Annotated in this window: 25 protein-coding genes; 13 read left to right on the top strand and 12 right to left on the bottom strand. The window is 68.9% G+C overall.

The genetic code is table 11. From position 1 onward, the window contains the following. The first annotated feature begins 48 nt into the window (after positions 1 to 48). Positions 49 to 669: an XRE family transcriptional regulator gene (locus tag ABZ382_RS18655; protein WP_357090316.1), complete on the top strand. Its 621-nt coding sequence runs from the start codon at positions 49 to 51 to the stop codon at positions 667 to 669. Positions 670 to 698: 29 nt separating this feature from the next. Here ABZ382_RS18655 and ABZ382_RS18650 read toward each other — a convergent pair whose 3' ends face one another. After that, positions 699 to 1,070, bottom strand: a complete 372-nt coding sequence (locus ABZ382_RS18650; protein ID WP_357090314.1) for a hypothetical protein — start codon at positions 1,068 to 1,070, stop codon at positions 699 to 701. Between the two features lie 52 nt (positions 1,071 to 1,122). On the opposite strand from ABZ382_RS18650, the gene ABZ382_RS18645 reads away from it, so the two are divergent. Continuing rightward, on the top strand, positions 1,123 to 1,578 hold the full coding sequence (locus ABZ382_RS18645) for a MarR family winged helix-turn-helix transcriptional regulator (RefSeq protein ID WP_357090312.1): 456 nt from the start codon (positions 1,123 to 1,125) through the stop codon (positions 1,576 to 1,578). A gap of 3 nt (positions 1,579 to 1,581) precedes the next feature. Here ABZ382_RS18645 and ABZ382_RS18640 read toward each other — a convergent pair whose 3' ends face one another. After that, the gene (locus ABZ382_RS18640) at positions 1,582 to 2,310 is read right to left on the bottom strand and encodes an HNH endonuclease (protein WP_357090310.1); all 729 of its coding nucleotides are present in this window, start codon (positions 2,308 to 2,310) and stop codon (positions 1,582 to 1,584) included. A gap of 248 nt (positions 2,311 to 2,558) precedes the next feature. Here ABZ382_RS18640 and ABZ382_RS18635 point away from each other — a divergent pair, with 248 nt between their 5' ends. The 5 genes from ABZ382_RS18635 (at position 2,559) to ABZ382_RS18615 (ending at position 6,058) form a co-directional block, all read left to right on the top strand. Then, positions 2,559 to 2,963, top strand: a complete 405-nt coding sequence (locus ABZ382_RS18635; RefSeq protein ID WP_213557400.1) for a globin — start codon at positions 2,559 to 2,561, stop codon at positions 2,961 to 2,963. Between the two features lie 134 nt (positions 2,964 to 3,097). Continuing rightward, positions 3,098 to 4,675 (top strand): glycoside hydrolase family 13 protein, encoded by a 1,578-nt coding sequence (locus tag ABZ382_RS18630; protein ID WP_357090308.1) that lies wholly within the window; start codon positions 3,098 to 3,100, stop codon positions 4,673 to 4,675. A 101-nt stretch (positions 4,676 to 4,776) separates the two neighbouring features. Next, positions 4,777 to 5,055, top strand: coding sequence for a hypothetical protein (locus ABZ382_RS18625; protein ID WP_357090307.1), 279 nt, complete (start codon positions 4,777 to 4,779; stop codon positions 5,053 to 5,055). Beyond that, positions 5,042 to 5,509 carry a DUF5130 domain-containing protein gene (locus tag ABZ382_RS18620; RefSeq protein WP_357090305.1) on the top strand — a complete coding sequence of 156 codons (468 nt, stop codon included), beginning with the start codon at positions 5,042 to 5,044 and terminating at the stop codon, positions 5,507 to 5,509. Before ABZ382_RS18625 ends, ABZ382_RS18620 begins: the two co-directional genes overlap by 14 nt. A 135-nt stretch (positions 5,510 to 5,644) precedes the next feature. Beyond that, the gene (locus tag ABZ382_RS18615; RefSeq protein WP_357090303.1) at positions 5,645 to 6,058 is read left to right on the top strand and encodes a helix-turn-helix transcriptional regulator; all 414 of its coding nucleotides are present in this window, start codon (positions 5,645 to 5,647) and stop codon (positions 6,056 to 6,058) included. Positions 6,059 to 6,116: 58 nt separating this feature from the next. Here ABZ382_RS18615 and ABZ382_RS18610 read toward each other — a convergent pair whose 3' ends face one another. The 3 genes from ABZ382_RS18610 to pepN all read right to left on the bottom strand — a co-directional run bounded on the left by ABZ382_RS18610 (position 6,117) and on the right by pepN (position 10,055). Beyond that, on the bottom strand, positions 6,117 to 6,704 hold the full coding sequence (locus ABZ382_RS18610) for an ATP-dependent Clp protease proteolytic subunit (RefSeq protein ID WP_357090301.1): 588 nt from the start codon (positions 6,702 to 6,704) through the stop codon (positions 6,117 to 6,119). Then, positions 6,701 to 7,303, bottom strand: a complete 603-nt coding sequence (locus ABZ382_RS18605; RefSeq protein ID WP_357090299.1) for an ATP-dependent Clp protease proteolytic subunit — start codon at positions 7,301 to 7,303, stop codon at positions 6,701 to 6,703. Before ABZ382_RS18605 ends, ABZ382_RS18610 begins: the two co-directional genes overlap by 4 nt. Positions 7,304 to 7,463: 160 nt before the next feature. After that, positions 7,464 to 10,055, bottom strand: coding sequence for an aminopeptidase N (gene pepN / locus ABZ382_RS18600; RefSeq protein WP_357090298.1), 2,592 nt, complete (start codon positions 10,053 to 10,055; stop codon positions 7,464 to 7,466). A gap of 142 nt (positions 10,056 to 10,197) precedes the next feature. Between pepN and ABZ382_RS18595 the strand changes: the two genes are divergently transcribed. After that, entirely contained in the window at positions 10,198 to 11,028 is an 831-nt protein-coding gene (locus ABZ382_RS18595; RefSeq protein WP_357090296.1) for a phosphoribosylaminoimidazolesuccinocarboxamide synthase, read from the top strand. Here the strand turns inward: ABZ382_RS18595 and ABZ382_RS18590 are convergent. After that, positions 11,025 to 11,711 (bottom strand): NAD(P)H oxidoreductase, encoded by a 687-nt coding sequence (locus ABZ382_RS18590; RefSeq protein WP_357090294.1) that lies wholly within the window; start codon positions 11,709 to 11,711, stop codon positions 11,025 to 11,027. The two genes, ABZ382_RS18595 and ABZ382_RS18590, sit on opposite strands and share 4 nt — an antisense overlap. 118 nt (positions 11,712 to 11,829) lie before the next feature. On the opposite strand from ABZ382_RS18590, the gene ABZ382_RS18585 reads away from it, so the two are divergent. After that, positions 11,830 to 12,780, top strand: a complete 951-nt coding sequence (locus ABZ382_RS18585) for an AraC family transcriptional regulator (protein WP_357090292.1) — start codon at positions 11,830 to 11,832, stop codon at positions 12,778 to 12,780. Between the two features lie 9 nt (positions 12,781 to 12,789). Here the strand turns inward: ABZ382_RS18585 and ABZ382_RS18580 are convergent, their stop codons facing one another. The 3 genes from ABZ382_RS18580 to ABZ382_RS18570 form a co-directional block, all read right to left on the bottom strand. Continuing rightward, positions 12,790 to 14,079: a DUF6596 domain-containing protein gene (locus tag ABZ382_RS18580; RefSeq protein WP_357090290.1), complete on the bottom strand. Its 1,290-nt coding sequence runs from the start codon at positions 14,077 to 14,079 to the stop codon at positions 12,790 to 12,792. After that, on the bottom strand, positions 14,079 to 14,480 hold the full coding sequence (locus ABZ382_RS18575) for a YciI family protein (RefSeq protein ID WP_357090288.1): 402 nt from the start codon (positions 14,478 to 14,480) through the stop codon (positions 14,079 to 14,081). The genes ABZ382_RS18580 and ABZ382_RS18575 overlap by 1 nt, the downstream gene beginning before the upstream one ends. A 103-nt stretch (positions 14,481 to 14,583) precedes the next feature. Then, on the bottom strand, positions 14,584 to 15,780 hold the full coding sequence (locus ABZ382_RS18570) for an FAD-dependent oxidoreductase (RefSeq protein ID WP_357090286.1): 1,197 nt from the start codon (positions 15,778 to 15,780) through the stop codon (positions 14,584 to 14,586). Between the two features lie 183 nt (positions 15,781 to 15,963). On the opposite strand from ABZ382_RS18570, the gene ABZ382_RS18565 reads away from it, so the two are divergent. Next, positions 15,964 to 16,608: a DsbA family protein gene (locus ABZ382_RS18565; RefSeq protein ID WP_357090284.1), complete on the top strand. Its 645-nt coding sequence runs from the start codon at positions 15,964 to 15,966 to the stop codon at positions 16,606 to 16,608. Positions 16,609 to 16,681: 73 nt separating this feature from the next. Here ABZ382_RS18565 and ABZ382_RS18560 read toward each other — a convergent pair whose 3' ends face one another. Next, positions 16,682 to 17,845: a M48 family metallopeptidase gene (locus tag ABZ382_RS18560; protein ID WP_357090282.1), complete on the bottom strand. Its 1,164-nt coding sequence runs from the start codon at positions 17,843 to 17,845 to the stop codon at positions 16,682 to 16,684. Between the two features lie 123 nt (positions 17,846 to 17,968). Here ABZ382_RS18560 and ABZ382_RS18555 point away from each other — a divergent pair, with 123 nt between their 5' ends. After that, positions 17,969 to 18,439: a ribose-5-phosphate isomerase gene (locus ABZ382_RS18555; protein WP_357090280.1), complete on the top strand. Its 471-nt coding sequence runs from the start codon at positions 17,969 to 17,971 to the stop codon at positions 18,437 to 18,439. 3 nt (positions 18,440 to 18,442) lie between these two features. Then, positions 18,443 to 19,255 (top strand): DNA-formamidopyrimidine glycosylase family protein, encoded by an 813-nt coding sequence (locus ABZ382_RS18550; RefSeq protein ID WP_357090278.1) that lies wholly within the window; start codon positions 18,443 to 18,445, stop codon positions 19,253 to 19,255. 13 nt (positions 19,256 to 19,268) lie between these two features. On the opposite strand, the gene ABZ382_RS18545 is transcribed toward ABZ382_RS18550, so the two are convergent. Together ABZ382_RS18545 and ABZ382_RS18540 are read right to left on the bottom strand one after the other, a co-directional pair. Beyond that, positions 19,269 to 20,006, bottom strand: a complete 738-nt coding sequence (locus tag ABZ382_RS18545) for an AAA family ATPase (protein ID WP_357090276.1) — start codon at positions 20,004 to 20,006, stop codon at positions 19,269 to 19,271. A gap of 33 nt (positions 20,007 to 20,039) precedes the next feature. Beyond that, on the bottom strand, positions 20,040 to 20,429 hold the full coding sequence (locus tag ABZ382_RS18540) for a hypothetical protein (RefSeq protein ID WP_357090274.1): 390 nt from the start codon (positions 20,427 to 20,429) through the stop codon (positions 20,040 to 20,042). Positions 20,430 to 20,551: 122 nt separating this feature from the next. On the opposite strand from ABZ382_RS18540, the gene ABZ382_RS18535 reads away from it, so the two are divergent. Then, a complete protein-coding gene (locus tag ABZ382_RS18535; protein ID WP_357090272.1) occupies positions 20,552 to 20,854 on the top strand; it encodes a hypothetical protein in 303 nt (100 codons plus the stop codon).

The following is a 20,854-nucleotide window of genomic DNA, read 5'->3' as shown; positions in this document are numbered from 1 at the left end:
GCCGGAGGAAAGGGTGCGGCCGCCCGGGCCGGTACTGTGAACGCCACCATGACCCAGCAGCCCGACCGCTCCGCACCGGCGTCTCCCGCGGGGGGCGCGGCGTCCTCGCACGACGCGATCCCCCCGTCTCCGCAGGAGACGATCGCCGCCGCGCTGCGCCGGGAGCGCGCCCGTTCCGGGCTCTCGCTGACCGAGGTCGCCAAGCGGGCCGGGATCGCGAAATCCACGCTGTCCCAGCTGGAATCGGGCGCGGGCAATCCGAGCATCGAAACCCTGTGGGCGCTCTGCATCGCGCTCGACATCCAGTTCTCGCGGCTGCTGGATCCGCCGACGCCGCAGGTGCAGGTGATTCGCGCGGGCGAGGGCCCGGTGCTCGCCTCGGCCCACTCGGAGTACCGGACCACGCTGCTCGCGGCCTCCCCGCCCGCAGCGCGCCGTGACGTATATCGCGTCACCGCCGAGCCCGGCCATCCTCGCGACTCGGCCCCGCACTCGCGCGGCGTCGTCGAACACATCGTGCTGTGCGCCGGTCGCGCCAAGGTCGGTCCCGCGGAGGATCCGGTCGAGCTCGAACCGGGTGACTACATCTGCTACCCCGGCGATATGCCGCACGTCTTCGAAGCCCTCGAACCGGGCACCTGGGCGCTGCTCGTCAGCGAATACAGCTGATTCTCGAATAACCCTGCGCCGCAGGGTTTTCACCGCACCGCCAGCCACCAGGCGGACAGCAGATGCACCGCCGCCAGCCCGACGCAGGTGGCGGCCATCGGCCAATTGCGCCGCCCCGCACCGATGATCGCGTCCCCGATCTGGGCGAGCCCGGCCACCACCAGAACCGGTGCGAGTCCGTCGCGCGCCCCGACCGCGAGCAGGATCAGCACCACGACGCTCAGCGGCACCGCCCGGGCTCCATATCCGTAGGCGAAAAACCTTGTCCCCGCGTTGATCCGGCCGCCGTCCGGCATCGCGAGGGCGGGCCGCGCCATGCCCACCACGCTGGAGATTCCGGAGATCAAGGCGACCGCTCCATTGGCGATGGCGATTCCCGTGTACGCGTCCATGTCGTTCACTCCAATAATCATTCACACTCTGAATGGTTCGAGCAGAAGTATCATCGGACCCGTGAACGATGTCAAGAAGTCGACCGGGCTCCCGAAGACCGTCGCGTTCCGCCTCGGCACCGTCGGCGCGGTGGTCGCCGACCGCTTCGCCGCACGCATCGAACCGCTCGACCTCAAGCCCAAACACGCGGGCCTGATGACCGCGCTGAGCCACGGCGAAGCCGCCTCGCAGCAGGAGTTGGCGGGCCGGCTCGGCGTCGCGCCGAGTCTGGTGGTGGCGCTGGCCGATCACCTGGAACGGCTGGGCGCGATCGAACGCGTGCGGGATCCCGCGGATCGCCGACGGCAGGTGCTCACGCTCACCGAACAGGGACATGCCCTGCTCGCGGCATGTGAGGAGGCCGCGCGGGAGCTCGACGCGGAGCTCACCGCCGGACTGCGGCCCCACGAGCGCACGGCATTACAGCGTGCGCTCGGCGTACTGGCCGCCGACGCCGGGCTGCCGACGGGCGAGTGACGGCTAGGCCGCGCCCTCGCCCAAGTACTGCAACCACGTCGGGTCCAGTTCGGAGCTGGCCGACAGCAGCCGCCAGTGCGGGCCCTTGGGCGCGACCATCGGATGGTGCAGGGCCCAGCCCAGTTCACTCAGCAGCTTGTCCGCTTTGCGGTGATTGCAGGGCGCGCAGGACGCCACGCAGTTCTCCCACGAATGGGCTCCGCCGCGGCTGCGCGGAATGACGTGATCGATGGTCTCGGCCTTGCCGCCGCAATAGGCGCAGCGATAGCGGTCGCGATGCATGAGGGCGGCGCGGGTCATGGGTACCCGTGCCCGGTACGGAACGCGCACGTAGTTGCGTAGTCGGATGACCGAGGGGAGCGACACCGAGGTCCCGGCGGAATGCACGACCGGACCTTCCGGATTGTCGTGCACGGTATCGGCCTTGTCGCAGATCAGCAGCACGATGGCGCGGCGCGCGGACAGGGCGGTGAGTGGCTCGTACGTGGCGTTGAGCAGCAGCACGCGGCGTTTGGCCCAGGAGGGGACGGGTGCTGCGGTGGGTGGATGATGCGAGTGTTCGCGGTGGTCGCCCGGATGGGCGGGCTCGGGATGAGCGCCCGGATGATGCTCGGCATGAGAATGTTCGGACAGTAAGTGCAGCGGAGTAGCCCCCGACCCACGATTGTGGACATCGGCGGGCTGGAGTTGTCGATGCGTCCGCGCCTCACGGGCGCCGTGCCGCTGCTTCATGGGCCATACCCCGGTTTCGTATTCGTCCGATTGTGTGGTATCTCGGCAGACTGCCACCCAGTTGACCATGGAACGGCGCACAATGCCATCTCTTTCGACACATTGTCAGACACATTCGGATGAACACCGCGTGACAATCGCCCGGACCGGGGTTTCCGGGCGTTGACAGGGGATTTTCCGGTAGCTGGACGGTGCGGATTCCGACCCGGGCGGGGTGCGGGCCGGACCGGACACGGCAGAATGGGGGCGTGACTTCGGGCGAGCAGACTCAGATTTCCTTCTTCGAGGCCGTGGGCGGCCAGGCGACGTTCCACCGGATCGTGGCCGCCTTCTACCGCGAGGTGGCGGAGGACGAGGTGCTGCGGCCGTTGTACCCGGAGGAGGACCTCGGCCCCGCCGAGCGTCGGTTGCGGATGTTCCTGGAGCAGTACTGGGGTGGCCCGCGCACCTACTCCGACGAGCGTGGCCACCCGCGGCTGCGGATGCGGCACCACCCGTTCAAGGTCGGTCCGATCGAGCGGGATGCCTGGCTGCGGGCCATGCGCATCGCGGTGGCGGAGATCGAGCCGGAGGTGCTCGACGACGCGCATCGCAAGCAGTTGCTCGACTACTTCGAGATGGCCGCCAATTCGCTCATGAACTCGCCCTTCTGATTTCGCGCCGCAGAAGTCGCAGCTTCCCGCGGGGATTCCGGTCGGTCGTGGCTGTCCGCTGATCATTTGCTGAAACTGGACAAGTCCTTCCGACGGACCCGCGAAAGCCGCTGTGCTTTGGCACCATTACCGCTGTGACGGACAATCTCGCCGAAAACCCCTGGTGGCGATCGGCCGTGTTCTACCAGGTGTATCCCCGTTCCTTCGCGGACTCCGACGGCGACGGTGTGGGCGATCTAGGCGGATTGCGGGACAAGCTGGGCTATTTGGAGCTGCTCGGCGTGGACGCCCTGTGGATCTGCCCGGTGATGCGCTCGCCCATGGCCGACGGCGGTTACGACGTGTCCGACCCACGCGACATCGACCCGCTGTTCGGCGGTCCGGCCGCCCTGGACGAGGTCATCGCCGAGGCGCACGACCGGCGCATGCGGGTGACCATGGACCTGGTCCCGAATCACACCAGCGATCAGCACCGGTGGTTCCAGGCGGCGCTGGCGGCCGGGCCGGGCAGTCCGGAGCGGGCGCGCTACTGGTTCCGGGACGGCCGCGGCCCGGATGGCGCACTGCCGCCGAACAATTGGCCGAGCATCTTCGGCGGCCCGGCCTGGACCCGGGTGTGTGAACCCGACGGCAGACCCGGGCAGTGGTACCTGCACATCTTCGCGCCCGAGCAGCCGGACCTGAACTGGGAAAACCAGGAGGTCGCAACCGATTTCGAGCAGACCTTGCGGTTCTGGCTGGATCGCGGCGTGGACGGTTTCCGCCTCGATGTCGCGCACGGCATGGCCAAACCCCCGGGCCTGCCGGACATGGAGCGCATCGACACCCGCATGCTGCACCTCGAGGACGACGATCCGCGGTTCAACAATGCCGGGGTACACGAGATCCACCGTCGGGTGCGCAAGGTGATGGACGAGTATCCGCACGCGGTCGCCATCGGCGAGGTGTGGGTCAACGACAACGCCCGCTTCGGTGAGTACGTGCGCGCCGACGAACTGCACCTGGCCTTCAACTTCCGCCTCGCCCAGACGCCCTTCGACCCGGACCACATCCGTACGGCCGTGGACAATTCGCTGCACGCGGTGGCGGGCGTCGGCGCGACGCCGACCTGGACGCTGTCCAATCACGACATCGAACGCGAGGTCACCCGCTACGGTGACGGCCCGGTCGGGCAGGCCCGGGCGCGGGCCATGATCATGCTCGAGCTGGCGCTGCCGGGTGCCGTATTCGTCTACAACGGAGCCGAATTGGGCCTGGCCAATGTGGACGATCTGCCGGAGTCGGCGCTGCGCGACCCCACCTGGGAGCGGTCCGGTCACACCGTGCGCGGGCGCGACGGCTGCCGGGTGCCGCTGCCGTGGGAGGGCGCGCGGCCGCCGTTCGGGTTCACGGCGGGTGAGCCGTGGTTGCCGATGCCGCGGGAGTGGGCGGGACTGAGCGTGGAGCGGCAACTGGAACGGCTGGATTCCATGCTGTCGCTGTACCGGATGGCGATCGAATTGCGGGCCGTCCGTCCGGAATTCGCCGGGTCGGGTTTCGAGTGGTTCGGGAGCCCGCCGGGCTGTCTGGCGTTCCGGCGCGAGGGCGGGCTGTTGTGCGTGCTCAATGCCACCGACTCGCCGATTCCGCTGCCGGCGGGGGAGGTGTTGCTGACCAGCGCGCCGCTGGCCGATCGCAAACTTCCGGCGAACTCGACGGCCTGGTTGGTCTGATCGGCGAGGTTCCGGCCGGTCCGAAAGGTGAATGTCACGACACGGCCGCACTAACCCTTACCGGTCGTAGTAGTCGTGGCGCGATCGACTACCGTTGGCCCGTGAGCATTCTCCAGACAGTGCTGATCTACGTCGGCATCCCGGTCGCGATCTATCTGGCGATCGCCGGATTGTCGTTCCTCGGCAAGCCGCTGCCCGGCGAGAAGCCGGAACACTACGAACTCGGTGCGAAGTGGACCCAGCCTCCGGTGCTGTGGAGCGCGACCGACGAGGTGACCGGCTCCGGCCACCACGACACTGCTGATTCGCATGGACATCATGCGGCTATCGAGACCGCCAACGCGGAGCTGATCGGAGGCCGGGCAAGTGGCAAGTTCTAATTGGCCCGCGGTGAACGAGGCCGACCTACCCCACGGTTACGCCCTCACCTCCAGCGGACGCGTCTCCGGCGTGCACGAGGCCGGCGACGTCTTCAAGGAAGCGCCGTTCAGCGACCGTGAGCGGCTGCTCATGGACAATGCCCTCACCGACGCCACCCGCGCCACCAAGGTGCGCTTCAACGTCTACATCGGCGACCTGGGCGCCGACTCCGCCGCCGGCGTGGACGCGCTGTTCCCGGCCACCCCGGAGGCCGCCCGCTCGGTCCTGATCGCGGTGGACCCGAACACCAGCTCCGTCGAGGTCCGCTCCGGCCACGAGATCGCCGAGCGCGCCAACGACCGCGTCTGCCAGCTCGGCGCGACCGCCGCCACCAGCTCCTTCCGTCAGGGTGAGCTGATCGACGGCCTGGTCTCCGCGGTGCGCGTGATGGCCGCCGCCATCGGCCGCGTCTAGCCGGTTCCGATCTGACGACGGACGCCCGGGGCTCGAGCCCCGGGCGTCCTTTCGTGTCGGCCGGGGCGTCATGGGGGAGTTCGCTCTCAGCAGATCGATGCGCGACGGCCGGGCCAGGCACTTTACGCTCGGTGTATGTCCGAGCATCCGCGCCTGAAGGCGCTTCCCGGTGGTCTGGATCGAGCGGGCCGGTCGGTACGCCCCACACCATCACCCGCGCCCGCCCGCGAGCGCGCGGACCGGGAACCCCTGTGGCGCGAGGCGCTCGGCGAGCGCTTGCGCTCGCTGCGGCTGGACCTCGGCGAGAAGCTCACCGAAACCGCTGGGCGAGCCGGTATCTCACCGCAGTACCTCTCCGAGATCGAACGCGGCCGCAAGGAACCCTCGAGCGAGATGATCGCCGCCCTCGCCGGCGCCCTCGGCATCAGCGTCGGCGGACTCACCCGCCAGGTCGCCGAGGAACTCCTGCGCACCCGCCTGACCCCCACCGCGCCGCCCGCGGTGCCGCACCGCTACGCCGGTCAGGTCATGCTGTCGCTGGCCGCCTGACCCGCGCGCCGGATCCGCATCGCGCCCGCGTCGACATGTCGACGCGGGCGCTCGGATTTCAACGGGGGCCGAGGAGTTGGTCGGCGAGGCCGTAGTCGATGGCGGTTGCGGCGGTGAAGACGCGGTCGCGGTCGGTGTCGCGGCGGAGGGTTTCCGGGGTTTGGCCGGTGTGGGTGGTGAGGATGGCTTCGATCTGGGCGCGCATGCGGACGATTTCGTCGGCTTGCAGGATGAGGTCGGGGATGGTGCCCTGGCCTCGGATCGCGGGCTGGTGCAGGACGATTCGGGAATGGGGGAGGACGTTGCGGCGGCCTTTCGCGCCACCGGCGAGCAGGACCGCGCCGACGGCGATGGCCTGGCCGACGCAGGTGGTGACGACGGGCGACGAGATGTGCTGCATGGTGTCGTAGATGGCGAGCATGGCGGGCAGTTCGCCGCCCTCGCAATTGATGTAGAGGTTGATGTCCTGCCCGGGGCTCTCCGCGTCCAGGTGCAGGAGTTGGGCGATGAGGGCGTTGGCGACGCCGGAGTCGATGGGGGTGCCGAGGTAGACGATGCGCTCGCTGAGCAGATGCGAGTAGACGTCCATGATCCGTTCGCCGCGCGGGTCGCGGGTGATGACGTTCGGAATCGTGTAGGTGCTCATGCCGAGATCCCCAGTTTCTGTCGCGCGGGGACCACCTGGTGGAAGGAGTCCACGATGTGGTCGATGAAGCCGTAGTCGCGGGCCTGTTCCGCGGTGAACCAGCGGTCGTGGAGCGAGTCCTCGAAGATCTGGTCGTAGGGCTGGCCGGTGTCCTCGGCGATCAGGCCGAGCACGGTCTGCACCGTGTAGCGCAGGTCGTCGGCCTGGACTTCCACCTCGACGGCGCTGCCGCCGATGCCCGCCGAGCCCTGATGCATGAGGATGCGGGCGTGCGGCAGGGCGTAGCGGTGGCCGGGGGTCCCGGCGGAGAGCAGGAATTGCCCGGCGCTGCAGGACAATCCGAGCGCGAGGGTGGAGACCGGGCAGGGCACCAGGCGCATCACGTCGCGGATGGCGAGCATGGCGGGCACCGAACCGCCGGGCGAGTGGATCCACAGCGAGATCGGCGCCTCCGGGTCCTCCGCGGCCAGCGTCAGCAGCTGGGTCATGAGCAACGTGCCGTTGTCGTCGTCGAGCCCGCCGTCCAGCACCAGGACTCGCCGGGCGAAGAGCTGTTCCCTGGTGCTCCAGTTGAACATCGGAGTCTTGTTGTCTGCCATGCCTTCACGGTGCCGCAGCCCAGCCCGCGAAGTCCTGCCACGCTGCCGTGAGCAGATCCGCTCACAGCAGCGTTCACCGGGCGACGACAAAAAGAAGCGGCCCCCTTCCGGAAGTTCCGAGAGGGGGCCGTTGTCGAAATATCTTGCCGGGCAGTGCTTTCTAGCCGCGATCGAAGGCGCGGGCGCGCAGCGAGCGTTCGATGCCCGCCTTGCCCTCGACCACCAGGCGGCGCAGCGCCGGCGGGTGGTCGCCGCCGAGGAACTTGTCGGCCACGGCGACGGCTTCCTCGCTGACGGCCCAGTGCGGGTAGAGGCCGACCACGACGGTCTGGGCGACCTCGCTGGACCGGCGGTCCCACACCCCGGCGATATCGGCGAAGTAGCGCTCCACGTACGGGCTGAGCAGCTCGGACTGGCCCGCGGGCGCGAAGCCCGCGACGATGGCGCGCGCGGTGATGTTGGCCACCGTGTCGTCACCCATGACGGTGTCCCACGCCGATTCCTTGACCGCCGCCTGCGGGCGGGCGGTGGAGGCGGCGGCGGCCTGCCGGCGGCCCGCGGCGGTGTCGTCGCGGGCGAGTTCGGAGTCGATGACCGGGGTTTCGATGCCGTCGGAGTCGATCGCTCCGGCGGCGGCCAGCGCCTGGGTGATCCGCCAGCGCAGGTCGGTGTCGACGGTCAGGCCCGGCAGGTCCACGCCCTCCGGGTCGCCCGCGCGCAGCTGGCGCAGCACCTGGATGTGCTGTTCGGACAGCAGCGCTCCGGTGAGCGCGTTGACGAACGCCAGCTGGTGGTCCGAGCCCGCACCGGCGGCGCGGGCCAGTTCCAGCAGCCGGTCGGCGTAGGCGGCCCAGCCCTCGGTGCGCGCCCACTCCGGGTCGGCGTAGGCGCTGAGCGCGGTGCTCGCCTGCATGAGAAGCCGCTGCACGACGCCGATCTCGGTTTCCGCGCCGACGCCGCGCTGCACCAGCGCCACGAAGTCGCGCGCCTTCATCTCGGCCTGGCGGGTCATCTCCCAGGCCGCGGACCAGGCCAGGGTGCGGGGCAGCGGTTCGGCGATGTCGGCGATGCGCGCCACCACGGTGTCGAGCGAGTCGGCGTCGAGGCGGACCGAGCAGTAGGTGAGGTCGTCGTCGTTGACCAGCACCAGTTTGCCGCGGCCGACGCCGATCAGCTCGGGCACGTCGGTGCGGTCGGCGGCGTCCACGTCGAGCTCGACGCGCTTGGTGCGCACCAGCTTTCCGTCCTGGTCGTCGTAGATGCCGATGGCGAGCCGGTGCACGCGCCGTTCACCCGCGCCGGGCTCGGCGCCGTCCTGCACGACCGCGAAGGAGGTGAAGTTGCCGTCCGCGTCCACGGTGAAGTCGGGGCGCAGGATGTTGAGGCCGGTGGTCTTGAGCCACTGCGCGCCCCAGTCGGACAGGTCGCGGCCCGACGCCTTCTCCAGCGCTCCCACCAGATCGTCGAAAGTGGCGTTGCCGTAGGCGTGTTCGGTGAAGTAGTCGCGCAGGCCGGCCAGGAACGGCTCCTCGCCGACGTAGGCCACCAGCTGCTTGAGCACGGAAGCGCCCTTGGCGTAGGTGATTCCGTCGAAGTTGACCTCGACGGCGGCCAGGTCCGGGATGTCGGCGGCGATCGGGTGGGTCGAGGGCAGCTGGTCCTGCCGGTACGCCCACGACTTCTCGACATTGGCGAAAGTGGTCCAGGCGTTGGTGTATTCGGTCGCGCCGACCTGGCACAGCACCGACGCGAAGGTGGCGAACGACTCGTTCAGCCACAGGTCGTCCCACCACTTCATGGTGACCAGGTCGCCGAACCACATGTGCGCCATCTCGTGCAGCACGGTCTCGCAGCGGCGCTCGTAGGACGCGCGGGTCACCTTGGACCGGAAGACGTAGTCCTCGAGGAAGGTGACGGCGCCGGCGTTCTCCATGGCGCCCGCGTTGAATTCGGGCACGAACAGCTGGTCGTACTTGCCGAAGGCGTAGGGCACACCGAAGTTGGCGTGGTAGAAGCCGAAGCCCTGCTTGGTCTCGGTGAAGAGCCGCTCGTGGTCCATGAACGCGGCCAGCGAGGCGCGGCAGTAGATGCCGAGCGGGATCTCGCCGTGCGAATCCTGGTAGGAGTCGGTCCATTTCGCGTACGGCCCGGCGATGAGCGCGACCAGGTAGGTGCTCATGCGCGGGGTGGTGGCGAAGGTGTGGCGGACGACGGCGCCGAGCCGGTGGGTGTCGGCGACGGCCCCGTTGGAGATGACCTCCCAGTCCTCGGGCGCGGTCACGACCATGTCGTAGGTGGCCTTGAGGTCGGGCTGGTCGAAGCAGGCGAACATGCGCTTGCAGTCGGCGGTCTCGAACTGCGAGTACAGGTAGATCTTGTCGTCGGTGGGGTCGACGAAACGGTGCAGGCCCTCACCGGTGTTGGAGTACTCGCCGTCGGCCTCGATCACCAGTTCGTTGGTCGCGGCCAGGCCGGGCAGGGTGAGGCCCTGCTCCTCGTCGTAGCCGCTCACGTCCAGGTCGACGCCGTTGAGCACGGCCGAGCGCAGGCCCGCGCCCACGAAGTCGATGAAGGTCTGCGCACCCGGCGTCGCGGTGAAGGTCACCGTCGCCTTCGAGTGGAACGTCTCACTGCGAGGCGCGTCGGCGCTGGTGGGCTGGCCGGTGAGGTCCAGCTCGACCTTGTAGTTCTCCACCTGGACCGTGGCGGCGCGTTCGATGGCCTGCTCGCGGGTGAGATTCGGTGCGGACAAGGAGGCTCCTTAGCTCTCGGAGAACTGTGCGGCAGTAGCCAGCTTGCCATGCCCGGGGTCGGGCGGTTGGGCGTGTCCGATGCGACGACGGCCACCCACTAGGCTGGGCGGCGGCAGCTATCGCCCAGCACGAGGAGGACCGTTGAAGCACATCCACGCCGGTAAGGTGCGCGACCTGTACGAGGACGGCGATTCGCTGATCCTGGTCGCATCCGACCGGGTGTCGGTGTACGACGTGGTGCTGCCGACCCCGATCCCGGACAAGGGCGCGCTGCTCACCCAGCTGTCGAACTGGTGGTTCGGCTTCTTCTCCGATGTGCCCAACCACATTCTGTCCACCACCGACGTGCCCGCCGAGTTCGCGGGCCGCGGCGTGCGCGTCAAGCCGCTGAAGATGGTGAAGGTGGAGTGCATCGCGCGCGGCTACCTGACCGGCGGCGGCCTGGCCGAGTACAACCGCACCGGCACCGTGTCCGGCATCGCGCTGCCGCCGGGCCTGCGCGACGGCGACAAGCTGCCCGAACCCATCTTCACCCCCACCACCAAGGCCGACGAGGGCCACGACGAGCCGATCAGCTTCGCAGACGTGGTGAACCAGGAGGGCAAGGAGGTCGCCGAGAAGCTGCGCGACCTGACCCTCGAGATGTACTCGCGCGGCGCGGACCACGCCGCCGCCAATGGTGTCATCATCGCCGACACGAAGATCGAACTCGGCTGGGACGGTGACGTTCTCACCGTCGGCGACGAGGTCCTGACCTCGGACTCCTCCCGCTTCTGGCCCGCCGACGACTACGAGCCGGGCCGCCCGCAGAAGTCGTTCGACAAGCAGTTCGTGCGCGACTGGTCCACCTCCACCGGGTGGAACAAGGAGTACCCGGGCCCCGAGATTCCGGCCGACATCATCGACGTGACCCGCCAGAAGTACAAGCAGGCCTACGAACTCATCACCGGCAACCCCTGGACCGGCGTCTAGGCCGGAACCGCCTCGGCGGCAAGGAAGTTCGTGACGAACTCGTCGGCCCGGCGCTCCAGTTCGGCGTACTGGGCCACGCGTTCGGCGCCGACGGTGGCCGGGTCGAAGAGCAGTCGCCCGCCGGCGTCGAGCCGCTGACGGCGTTCCTCGGCGTCGGGCAGCAGGCCGACGGTGGAGTGGGAGAAGCCGCAGTAGTAGGCGATTCCCATATTGAGCTGGCCCTCCAGCGACTGCTGGAGGAAGTCCACCAGCGGATCGCCCGCGGCCATCCCGGCCAGGCCGAGCCACAGGATGCGCTTGCCCGCCAGGCGAGGCTTGCTGCGGCCGTAGGCGAATCCGTAGTTCCACACGCGGTCGATCCAGCCCTTGAGCAGCGCGGGCACGCTCGCCCAGTAGACGGGGAAGACCGCGATCACCACGTCGGCGGCGAGGATGCGGTCCATGTGCTCGTGGACCTCGGGGGAGTAGATCTTCTCGCGATCGCCCCAGTCCGGTTGGTCGGCCTCGATCATGCGGGGATCGAAGCCCTCGGCCCGCAGATCCAGTAGGTCGACGCGGTAGCCGTCGGTCTCCAGCCGGGCGACCGCGCGGGCGGCCAGATGTGCGGTGAGGGAATCGGATCGGTGGTGGGCGACCACGACCAGGGCGGTGCGGGTGTGCCGGTCGAGCATGTCGTGCGACAAGGGATTCCTCCTGGATCGGGGCGGTTGTTCCTGCTGTGAACCCAGTACACCCGCCCCGGCGTAGACGATCCATGGGTGGAACGCTCCTTCCGATAGGAATTCGTCTACCCTCGGTCGAGTGGATCCTCTGAGCAAACTGCTGAGCGGCATTCGAGCCGAAGGCTCGGTGGTCACGCACGCGGTCATGCCCGCGCCGTGGACGATTCGATTCGCCGACCGCGCGCCGCTGACGATGGTCACCGTGATGCGGGGCGGCGGCACGCTCCTGCTGCCCGGTGGTGCCACCTGGCGGCTCGAGGCCGGGGACACGGCGCTGGTGCGCGGCCCGGGCGAATTCCGGCTCGTATCAGGTGATCTCGATGCCCACACGGCCCGGGGATCGAATCGTGCTCCCGCGCCGACCGAATACGAGATCTCCTGCTTCACCAGCGATTCCGAATGCTCGGTCGAGGAACTCGGCGGAATCCACTGGGGCAGTGACGCCGAAGCCACCGCACTGATCGTCGGGGCCTACCGCGCCACCTTCCGCCGCCACGAGCGCCTGTTGCGTACGCTCCCACCGGTATTGGTGGTCCGCGAGGACGCCGACTCCTGCGACTGGCTCGAATCGGCCGCCGTGTCCGCCGTCGCGCAGAGCGCGGGCTCGCAGGCCATGATGGACCGGCTGCTCGACTGGAGCCTGGTCTGCACCCTGCGCACCTGGTTCGACCGGGCCGGATCCGAGGCCCCCACCTGGTTCCGCGGCCTGGCCGATCCGGTCGTCGCGCCCGCGCTGCACGCCATTCACACCGTGCCCGGGACGTCGTGGACCGTGGCCGCGCTGGCCGCCGAAGCCGGTGTCTCCCGGGCGCTGTTCGCCAAACGGTTCAGCGCCGTCATGGGGCAGCCGCCGCTGGCCTATCTCACCGAATCACGGATGGACGAGGCCGAGGAACTGCTCACCGACACCGACCTGACCATCGCCACCATCGCCCGATCCGTCGGCTACGCCGATCCGTTCGGGTTCTCGGCCGCCTTCAAACGCCACCGCGGCGTCAGCCCGACCGCCTTCCGGACCGCCGCCGCCTGAGGTGGCGTGTCAGCCGCGGCGCAGGCCGGCGGCCCGAATCGTGAGGTAGTCGCGTTCGGGCAGGCTGGTGGTCCGGCGGGCGGCGGCGGTGTAGGCCGCGATGGCTTCCTCTGGGTCTCCGGCCATTTCGTACAGATGGCCGCGCACCGCGTCGAGACGATGATTGCCCGCCAGCGACTCCGTGAGGGTGTCGGTCAGGTCCAGTCCGGCCTGCGGACCGTGCACCATGGCCGTGGCGACGGCCCGGTTCAAAGTGACCATGGGGTTCGGGGACTGGCGTTCGAGGGCGTTGTACAGCAGGAGGATTCGCGGCCAGTCGGTGTCCTCGGGCCGCAGCGCCTGGGCGTGCAGGGCGGCGATGGCGGCCTGGATCTGATACGGGCCGATCAACCCGCTCCGCACCGCGGCGGTCGCCAATCGCACGCCCTCGATGAGCATTTCGCGGTCCCACAGTCCGCGATCCTGGTCGGCGAGCGGGACCAGTTCGCCGTGCTCCCCGGTCCGGGCGGCGCGCCGGGCATCGGTGAGCAGCATGAGGGCCAGCAGGCCGGTGACCTCGGGATTGTCCGGCAGCACCCGGTTCAGCGCCCGTGCCAGGCGAATGGCCTCACTCGACAAGTCGCCGCGGCGCAGTCGCTCACCGCCGCTGGTGTGGCCCTCGGTGAAGATCAGGTACAGCACCCTCAGCACGCTGTCGAGGCGCGTATTCCATTCCCCGCGTTGACCGTTCGACTCCGCAGGCAGGGCGAAGGGGCGGTCCTCCTCCGCGATGCGCTTCTTGGCGCGGGTGATCCGTTGCGCCATGGTGCGTTCCGGCAGCAGGAAGGCCCGGGCGATCTCCTCGGTGGTGAGTCCGCCGACCGCGCGCAGGGTCAGGGCGATCGCGCTCGCGGGCGACAGTGCGGGATGACAGCACAGGAAGAACAGGGTGAGCGTGTCGTCCCGGTCCTCGGCGAGCTGGTCGAGTCCGGTCTCCGACAGCGCCGCGATCACCGCGTCGGCCGGATCGGGTGTGGCCGTGCCCAGGCGTTCCGGGTCGCGGATCGCGTCGGCGGTCTCGCGGTTGCGTCGGGCGGAGTCGGCGCGGATGGCGTCGACCATGCGACGCGCACCGACCTGGATGAGCCAGCCGCGCGGATTGTCGGGCAGGCCGTCGGCGGGCCACTGGGTGGCGGCGGCGAGCAGGGCTTCCTGGAGGGCGTCCTCGGCGGCGTCGAAATCGCCGTAGCGGCGGACGAGCGCGCCGAGGACCTGCGGGGCGAGTTCGCGCAGCAGGTCCTCGATCGCGGTGTGCGGCATCAGAGTTCGGCGGCGGGGGCGCACATGATCTGACGGACCTCGATGTACTCGCCGATCGGCTTGCCGCCGGGGCCGGGCGCGGCCGAGGCCTGCGCGGCGATCTCGACGGCCCGGTCGGGGGTGTCGACATCGATGATCCAGTACCCGGCCAGGAGTTCCTTGGTCTCGGGGAACGGGCCGTCGGTGACGACCGGCGCGGACCGCCCGTCGGAACTGACGGTGATCGCCTGACCCGGGTCGGCGAGGCCCTGGGCTTCGACCAGTTCGCCGGACTTGGCCAGCTCCTCGCCCAGGGTGCGCTGGAAGTCGATGTGCGCCTGGATCTCCTCGGGCGCCCACTGGTGGATCGGGGTGTCGCAGAAGGCGGCGGGGGTGTAGGTCTTGATCAGCATGTACTTCATGGTCGGCTCCTTCGTCGGTGCGCCGCGGTGGCGCTCTCGCATACAGGTCGAAGCCCCGCACGCCGGATCGACGTATCGCGCAGCCCAATGTGTGTGACGGTGGTCACAGTGCGGCCGGGTCGACGGCCCGGCCGCTCAGGATCAGCTCCTTGATCTTGTCGCTGACATCCCACACGTTCACGTTCATCCCGGCCAGCACTCGATTGTTCGGATCGAGCCAGTACGCCACGAACTCGCGTCCGGCCAGATCGCCGCGCACCACCACGCGCGCCTGCTGCTCGGGGGAGACGTAGCCGGTGTACTCCATCCCCAGGTCGTACTGATCGGTGAAGAAGTACGGCAGCCGGTCGTACACGGCGGGCCTGCCGAGCATGGTCAGGGCCGCCACGGCGGGCTGATTGAGCGCGTTCGCCCAGTGCTCCACCCGGATTCGCCGACCCAGTACCGGATGCCGCTGATCGGCGATATCGCCGACCGCGACGATATCGGGGTCCGAGGTGGCCAGACTCTCGTCGACCAGGACGCCGCCATCGACGGCCAGTCCGGCATCGGCGGCCAGCTCGATATTGGGTCGCGCACCCACCGCGACCAGCACCGCGTCCGCCTCGACGCGGGTGCCGTCGTCCAGGAGCACACCGGTCGCGCGGCCGTCGGCGGTGGTGATCTCGCTGACCTTCACGTCCGTGCGCAGATCCACGCCGTGCGCGCGGTGCAGGCCCGCGAACACCTCGCCCATCTCGGTGCCGAGCGCGGCCCGCAACGGGACCGAGTCCGCTTCCAGCACAGTCACTTCCACGCCCGCCGCCCGCGCGGCCGCCGTCACCTCGAGTCCGATCCAGCCCGCACCGATCACCGCCAGCCGCTGGACCTCGCCGAACATGGCCAGCAGGGCGTCGGAGTCCTCGATGGTGCGCAGCACGTGCACGCCCCGCACGTCCGTCCCGGGCATGCGCAGCATGCGCGGGCGCGACCCGGTGGCCAGCGCCAGTTTGTCGTAGGGCAGCGTCGTACCGTCCGGCAGCGCAACGGTTTTGGCGCCGCGGTCCAGTCCGGTCACGGTGGTGCCGGGCATCAGCTCGATGTGATGGTCGCGGTACCACTGCGACGGGTCCACGGTGAAGTCGGACAGCGACTTCTTGCCCAGCAGATGCTCCTTGGACAGCGGCGGACGCTCGTACGGCAGATGCTCCTCGGCGCTGACCAGGGTCACCGCGCCGTCGAAGTCATTGGCCCGCAAGGCTTCCGCGAGCTTCGCCGCGGCGAGCCCGCCTCCCGCGATGACGAACCTGGAACTGGTCATACGAAACCTCCCTGCTCACGCGGCCGGGATCGCTGCACCGGATATGGCCGTTCTCCCGGCGAGGCCGATATTTCGACCCTAAACCCGGGTGAGTCGGGCGGAGCGGAAATATCGGCAACGATCCGAGTTGTTGCGTTAGAGGAACGGTCGTGTGTCGGCCGTCGACTGTGAAAGGACTTCCTTGTGAGCGACACCAAAAAGGACCGGGTCGACTTCTGGTTCGATCCGATGTGCCCCTGGTGCTGGATCACCTCCCGCTGGATCCTCGAGGTCGAGCAGGTCCGCGATATCGACGTCAACTTCCATGTCATGAGCCTGGGCGTGCTCAACGACGGCCGCGAGGGCCTGCCGCCCGAGTACGTGGAGCTGCTGCGCACCGCGTGGGGCCCGGTCCGGGTCGCCATCGCCGCCGCCCGCGACCACGGTGACAAGGTGCTGGCGCCGCTGTACACCGCCATGGGCACGCGCTTCCACAACCGTCGCGCCGAGTACGAGCAGGACGGGCCGCGCGCCGACCTGATCGAGGTCATCATCGCCGAGTCGCTGGCCGAGGTCGGGCTGCCGGCCGAGCTGGCCGCCGCGGCCACCTCCGTCGAATACGACGAAGAGCTGAAGGCCTCGCACCACGCGGGCATGGACAAGGTCGGCCAGGATGTCGGCACGCCGACCATCCACATCAACGGCGTGGCCTTCTTCGGCCCGGTGCTCTCGCGGATTCCGCGCGGTGAGGTGGCGGGCAAGGTGTGGGACGGTGCGGTCGCGCTGGCCTCCTACCCGCACTTCTTCGAGCTGAAGCGGACCCGCACCGAGGACCCGGCCTTCGACTGAGTCCCAGCGCTTTCGGCGATAGAGACGCAGATCGGGCGGGGTCCGTGGAACGGACCCCGCCCGATTCGGGTGATCAGTGCGGCCGGTACTCGTGGTACGTGGCGGTCTCGCCGTACTGGGGTGGCGGGCCGCCGTACGGCTGCGGTTGGCCGTAGGGTCCGGCCACCGGGGGCCGCTGCGGGGCGTCGGGACGCCAGAACATCTTGCCGTGGCGGCTGCGATCGCGCAGCGCCCACATGCGCCAGGTCAGCACCGGGTGGCTGGCCATGGCATTGGTCATCCAGACGAAGAAGCCCTTCTCCCGCGGCGCGCGGTCGGCCATCTCGTCGAAACTGACCAGATTGTTCAGGTACTTGCCCGCCGCCAGCGTCTGCATGGCCGTCGGCGCGCCCTGCGGGCGGTTGCAGAAGCCGTGATTGTCGGCCGTGTACTCCTGCGAGCGGATCAGCGAACTGCCCAGGATCGGCAGGAACGGGGCGAGGAACATGCCCAGCTGCCGCCAGTACGAGACGTGGCCGGCCGCGATGTGCCCGACCTCGTGGCCGATGATGAAGGCCAGCGCCTCGGGATTGCGTGCCGCGCCGCTGATCTCGAACAGGTCGCTGTAGACGACCACGTAGCGGCGGAAGCCGTGCCCGGAGGCGAAGGCGTTGATCTGGCCGTTGCCGGTGACCACGTAGGCGTCCGGGACCTGGGTCATGCCGAAGCGGGCCGCCGCCTCCTGCACCATGCGGAAGCCGTCGGGGAACTGGGTCGGCGACATCTTCACGCCGTTCACCCGCTGCGCGGCGTAGTTCATACCGCGGCCGAGGTAGACCAGCAGCGGCGCGAACGCCAGGACCAGCACGATCTGGTTGGAGCTACCCGACACCAGTGCGAGTAGCGCCACCAGGTACGCCAGCACGGTGGCGATGATCACGATCACCAGCAGCGGGATCTCCCAGCTGTGCCGCGCGGGCATCCCGAACGGGGACAGGCCGCGGCTGCCGGTCTGCACCACCGGCGGGGGCGGCGGCGAATACGGTTGCTGCGGAGCCCATCCCGGCGGGCCCACCCGCGGATCCCAGCCGGACATGCCGGTGACGGGATTCCACGCGGGCTGGGCGCCGGCGGGCTGTGCGGTGGGGTAGGAAGTCGTCGGCTGGGGCTGTTCGCCGCTCGGCGGCTGCCCCGGATCGCCGTCAGCGGATTGCCCCCCGTAGGCGTTCGGCGTGGATGAACTGTCGTCGGACGTCATGCCTGGATAGTACGTTCGCGCGCGTCGGCGGGTCGTGCTCGCCACGAGTGGCTCACACCTCGTATTCCGCCGGTGACAGCCCCCTGCGCGGGCGGTCGCGCGGGGGCTGACAGAATCGCAGCCATGCGCGTATACCTGGGTGCCGACCATGCCGGCTTCGAACTGAAGAACCACGTCAAGGCCCACCTGGAGGGCCAGGGCCACGACGTCGTCGACTGCGGCGCGCTGGAATACGATGCCCTCGACGACTATCCGGCCTTCTGCATCGAGGCGGCCCGCCGCGTCGTCGCCGAGCCCGGCTCGCTGGGCTTCGTCTTCGGTGGCTCCGGCAACGGCGAGCAGATCGCCGCCAACAAGGTGCCCGGCGCGCGTTGCGCCCTCGGCTGGAGCGTGGAGACCGCGCAGCTCGCCCGCCAGCACAACAACGCCCAGCTGCTCGGTATCGGCGGCCGCATGCACTCCACCGAGGAAGCCCTCGCCATCGTCGACGCCTTCATGACCACCGAGTGGTCGGACGAGCCGCGCCACCAGCGCCGCATCGACATCCTCGCCGAGTACGAGAAGACCGGCGTCGCCCCCGCGCTGCCGAACTGACCTGTGCCGGAAGGCCATACGCTGCACCGCCTGGCGAAGCTGCACGACCAGCGCTTCGCCGGCGGTCAGGTCCGAGTCTCGAGCCCCCAGGGCCGCTTCGCCGACGGCGCGGCTCTCATCGACGGCCGCGTCCTCACCCGCGCCGAAGCGTGGGGCAAACACCTGCTCCACCACTACGATTCGGGCGTCACCCTGCACGTCCATTTGGGTTTGTACGGCAAATTCACCGAATCCGCCGTGCCCATGGACGCTCCCGTCGGCGAGGTCCGCATGCGCCTGATCGGCGCGGGCCGTTCCGGTGAAGCGCACGGCACCGACCTGCGCGGCCCCGCCGCCTGCGAAATCCTGCACGACCCGGAGGTGGCCGCCCTCACCGCCCGCCTCGGCCCCGACCCGCTGCGCCGCGACGCCGACCCCGACCGGGCGTTCGCGCGAATCCAGCGCTCCCAGCGCCCCCTCGGCGCCCTCCTCATGGACCAGAAGGTCCTGGCCGGAGTGGGCAACGTGTACCGCGCGGAAGTGTTGTTCCGCCACAACATCTCACCGCACCGGCCCGGAAAGTCCCTGAGCCGCACCGAATGGGACGCGCTCTGGTCCGACCTGGTTGAGCTCATGAAGGTCGGCGTCCGCCGCGGCTTCATGCACGTCGTGCGCCCCGAACACGACGACGGCGCACCCTCCTACGCCGCGGACCGCCCCCGCACCTACGTCTACCGCCGACTCGGTGAACCCTGCCGCCTCTGCGGCTCCACCGTCGTCCACGCGGTGATGGAAGGCCGCAACCTCTTCTGGTGCCCCACCTGCCAGGCCGCCTGAACGCCTGCGTGAGTCAGTCGAGCAGCTCGTCCAGGTACTTGCCGGGGTTCTCGAGGAACGTGCGCGTCACGCGATAGTGCTCGGTGTCCTCGTACTCGACGAGTTCATAGCCGTCCGCACCGATCTGATAGATCCAGGCATCCGGATAGGACATCAGGATCGGGGAGTGCGTCGCGATCAGGAACTGCGATCGCGCCCGCACGAGTTCGTGCATCCGGGCCATCATCGCCAGCTGACGGCTCGGCGACAACGCGGCTTCCGGCTCGTCCAGCACATAGAATCCGTGTCCGCCGAACCGGTGCATCATCAGCGCGAAGAACGCCTCACCATGGGACTGCTCGTGCAACGACAGTCCGCCGTAGGAATCGATCACCCGCCGTCCGAGGCCCTCGCGATCCAGATCCTCGATATTCGTGGCGACATTGAAGAAGCTCTCCGCGCGCAGGAAGAACCCGTCCCGAGGCCGCTCCACCGCCTTCACCAACCGCAGATACTCGTGCAACTCCGAGTGCGATCCACGGGTCGAGAAGTTGAAATTCTTCGTACCGCCTTCAGGATTGAATCCCCAGGTGGCGGCGACCGCCTCCAGCAACGTCGACTTCCCGCTCCCGTTCTCACCCACGATGAACGTCACCCGCGGATGCAACTCCAACTCCGACAACCCGCTCACCACCGGCAGCGAGAACGGGTAATCGTCGAAGGACGGCACACTCCGCCGGTCGAGAACAGCCCGCCTGACGTATGCGCTCATACGGTCAGTCTGCCCAAGGACCTGCCGTGTTAGCTATCCGGGATCAAAGCCATCGTGGCCTCGTACACGAGCTGGTTCTCCGGGATGCTCGTCCCACAATGCCTTGTCGAGAATCGGGACGCGATTGATGGTCAACTCGATGGCGCCCTCCACATATCGAGGATTCGAAGGGATGAAGTCGACCTCGTCCAGTGGCACGAACGCGCCGCCGGAGTCTTTCAGATAAGAGCCCACGCTGATCAATTCAGCCGTCTTTCCGTCTCCAGTCCGTTGTGTCTCGACTCTGGTCGCGCGAAACGCAACGTATCGAGTGCCTTCCGGCTCCGGCCAGTGAATTATGTTGGGCGACATGCTCAGAACGAGACGGCGGCTGCTGAGGCTGGTCGCCGGAACGACCTTGGTGGCCGCGGTGTCGGCCTGCACGAACCCGCCGGCGGAGCCCGCGCCTGCCCAAGCGGTCCGGCACGACCTCGAGCCCCTGACATCCCGGTGGCCCCGCCCTCGCGCAACCCGTGTCCGCGACCTGGGCCGCGGGCGTCATGGGTATGGAGACCACGCCCTCGCGGATCGATGTCCCCGGTCCGTCGGACTACTGGCTCCAGGCCATCATCACCCTCGACCCCGCTGTGGCCGAATCTCTTCGCACGCGAACCGCCATTGACGCACCCGTCCCGGCTGCGGCGAATCCGGTTCCCGGGCTCCGCGTGCAGCTCGCACCATCGCTGCCCGGCGGCGAATTCCGGACGAGTCCTGAGCTCGATGCGGAGTTCGTCACTCCCGAGTTCAAAACCCGTGCCTACCTTCAAGTTTCAGGAAGTGTGCTGGTGCTTGCCGCCTACACCTCATGA

The sequence above is a fragment of the Nocardia sp. NPDC005825 genome (genome assembly GCF_040630175.1).
Lineage (GTDB): Bacteria > Actinomycetota > Actinomycetes > Mycobacteriales > Mycobacteriaceae > Nocardia.
The sequence above is the reverse complement of the archived record's forward strand: the minus strand, read 5'-3'. Positions and strand labels throughout refer to the sequence as shown.

Coding starts and splice junctions, on each gene's coding strand:
- ABZ382_RS18655 (WP_357090316.1), top strand. CDS start 49: ATGACCCAGCAGCCCGACCGCTCCGCACCGGCGTCTCCCGCGGGGGGC.
- ABZ382_RS18640 (WP_357090310.1), bottom strand. CDS start 2,310: ATGAAGCAGCGGCACGGCGCCCGTGAGGCGCGGACGCATCGACAACTC.
- ABZ382_RS18615 (WP_357090303.1), top strand. CDS start 5,645: ATGTCCGAGCATCCGCGCCTGAAGGCGCTTCCCGGTGGTCTGGATCGA.
- ABZ382_RS18610 (WP_357090301.1), bottom strand. CDS start 6,704: ATGAGCACCTACACGATTCCGAACGTCATCACCCGCGACCCGCGCGGC.
- ABZ382_RS18605 (WP_357090299.1), bottom strand. CDS start 7,303: ATGGCAGACAACAAGACTCCGATGTTCAACTGGAGCACCAGGGAACAG.
- ABZ382_RS18580 (WP_357090290.1), bottom strand. CDS start 14,079: ATGCCGCACACCGCGATCGAGGACCTGCTGCGCGAACTCGCCCCGCAG.
- ABZ382_RS18575 (WP_357090288.1), bottom strand. CDS start 14,480: ATGAAGTACATGCTGATCAAGACCTACACCCCCGCCGCCTTCTGCGAC.
- ABZ382_RS18570 (WP_357090286.1), bottom strand. CDS start 15,780: ATGACCAGTTCCAGGTTCGTCATCGCGGGAGGCGGGCTCGCCGCGGCG.
- ABZ382_RS18560 (WP_357090282.1), bottom strand. CDS start 17,845: ATGACGTCCGACGACAGTTCATCCACGCCGAACGCCTACGGGGGGCAA.
- ABZ382_RS18555 (WP_357090280.1), top strand. CDS start 17,969: ATGCGCGTATACCTGGGTGCCGACCATGCCGGCTTCGAACTGAAGAAC.
- ABZ382_RS18545 (WP_357090276.1), bottom strand. CDS start 20,006: ATGAGCGCATACGTCAGGCGGGCTGTTCTCGACCGGCGGAGTGTGCCG.
- ABZ382_RS18535 (WP_357090272.1), top strand. CDS start 20,552: ATGGAGACCACGCCCTCGCGGATCGATGTCCCCGGTCCGTCGGACTAC.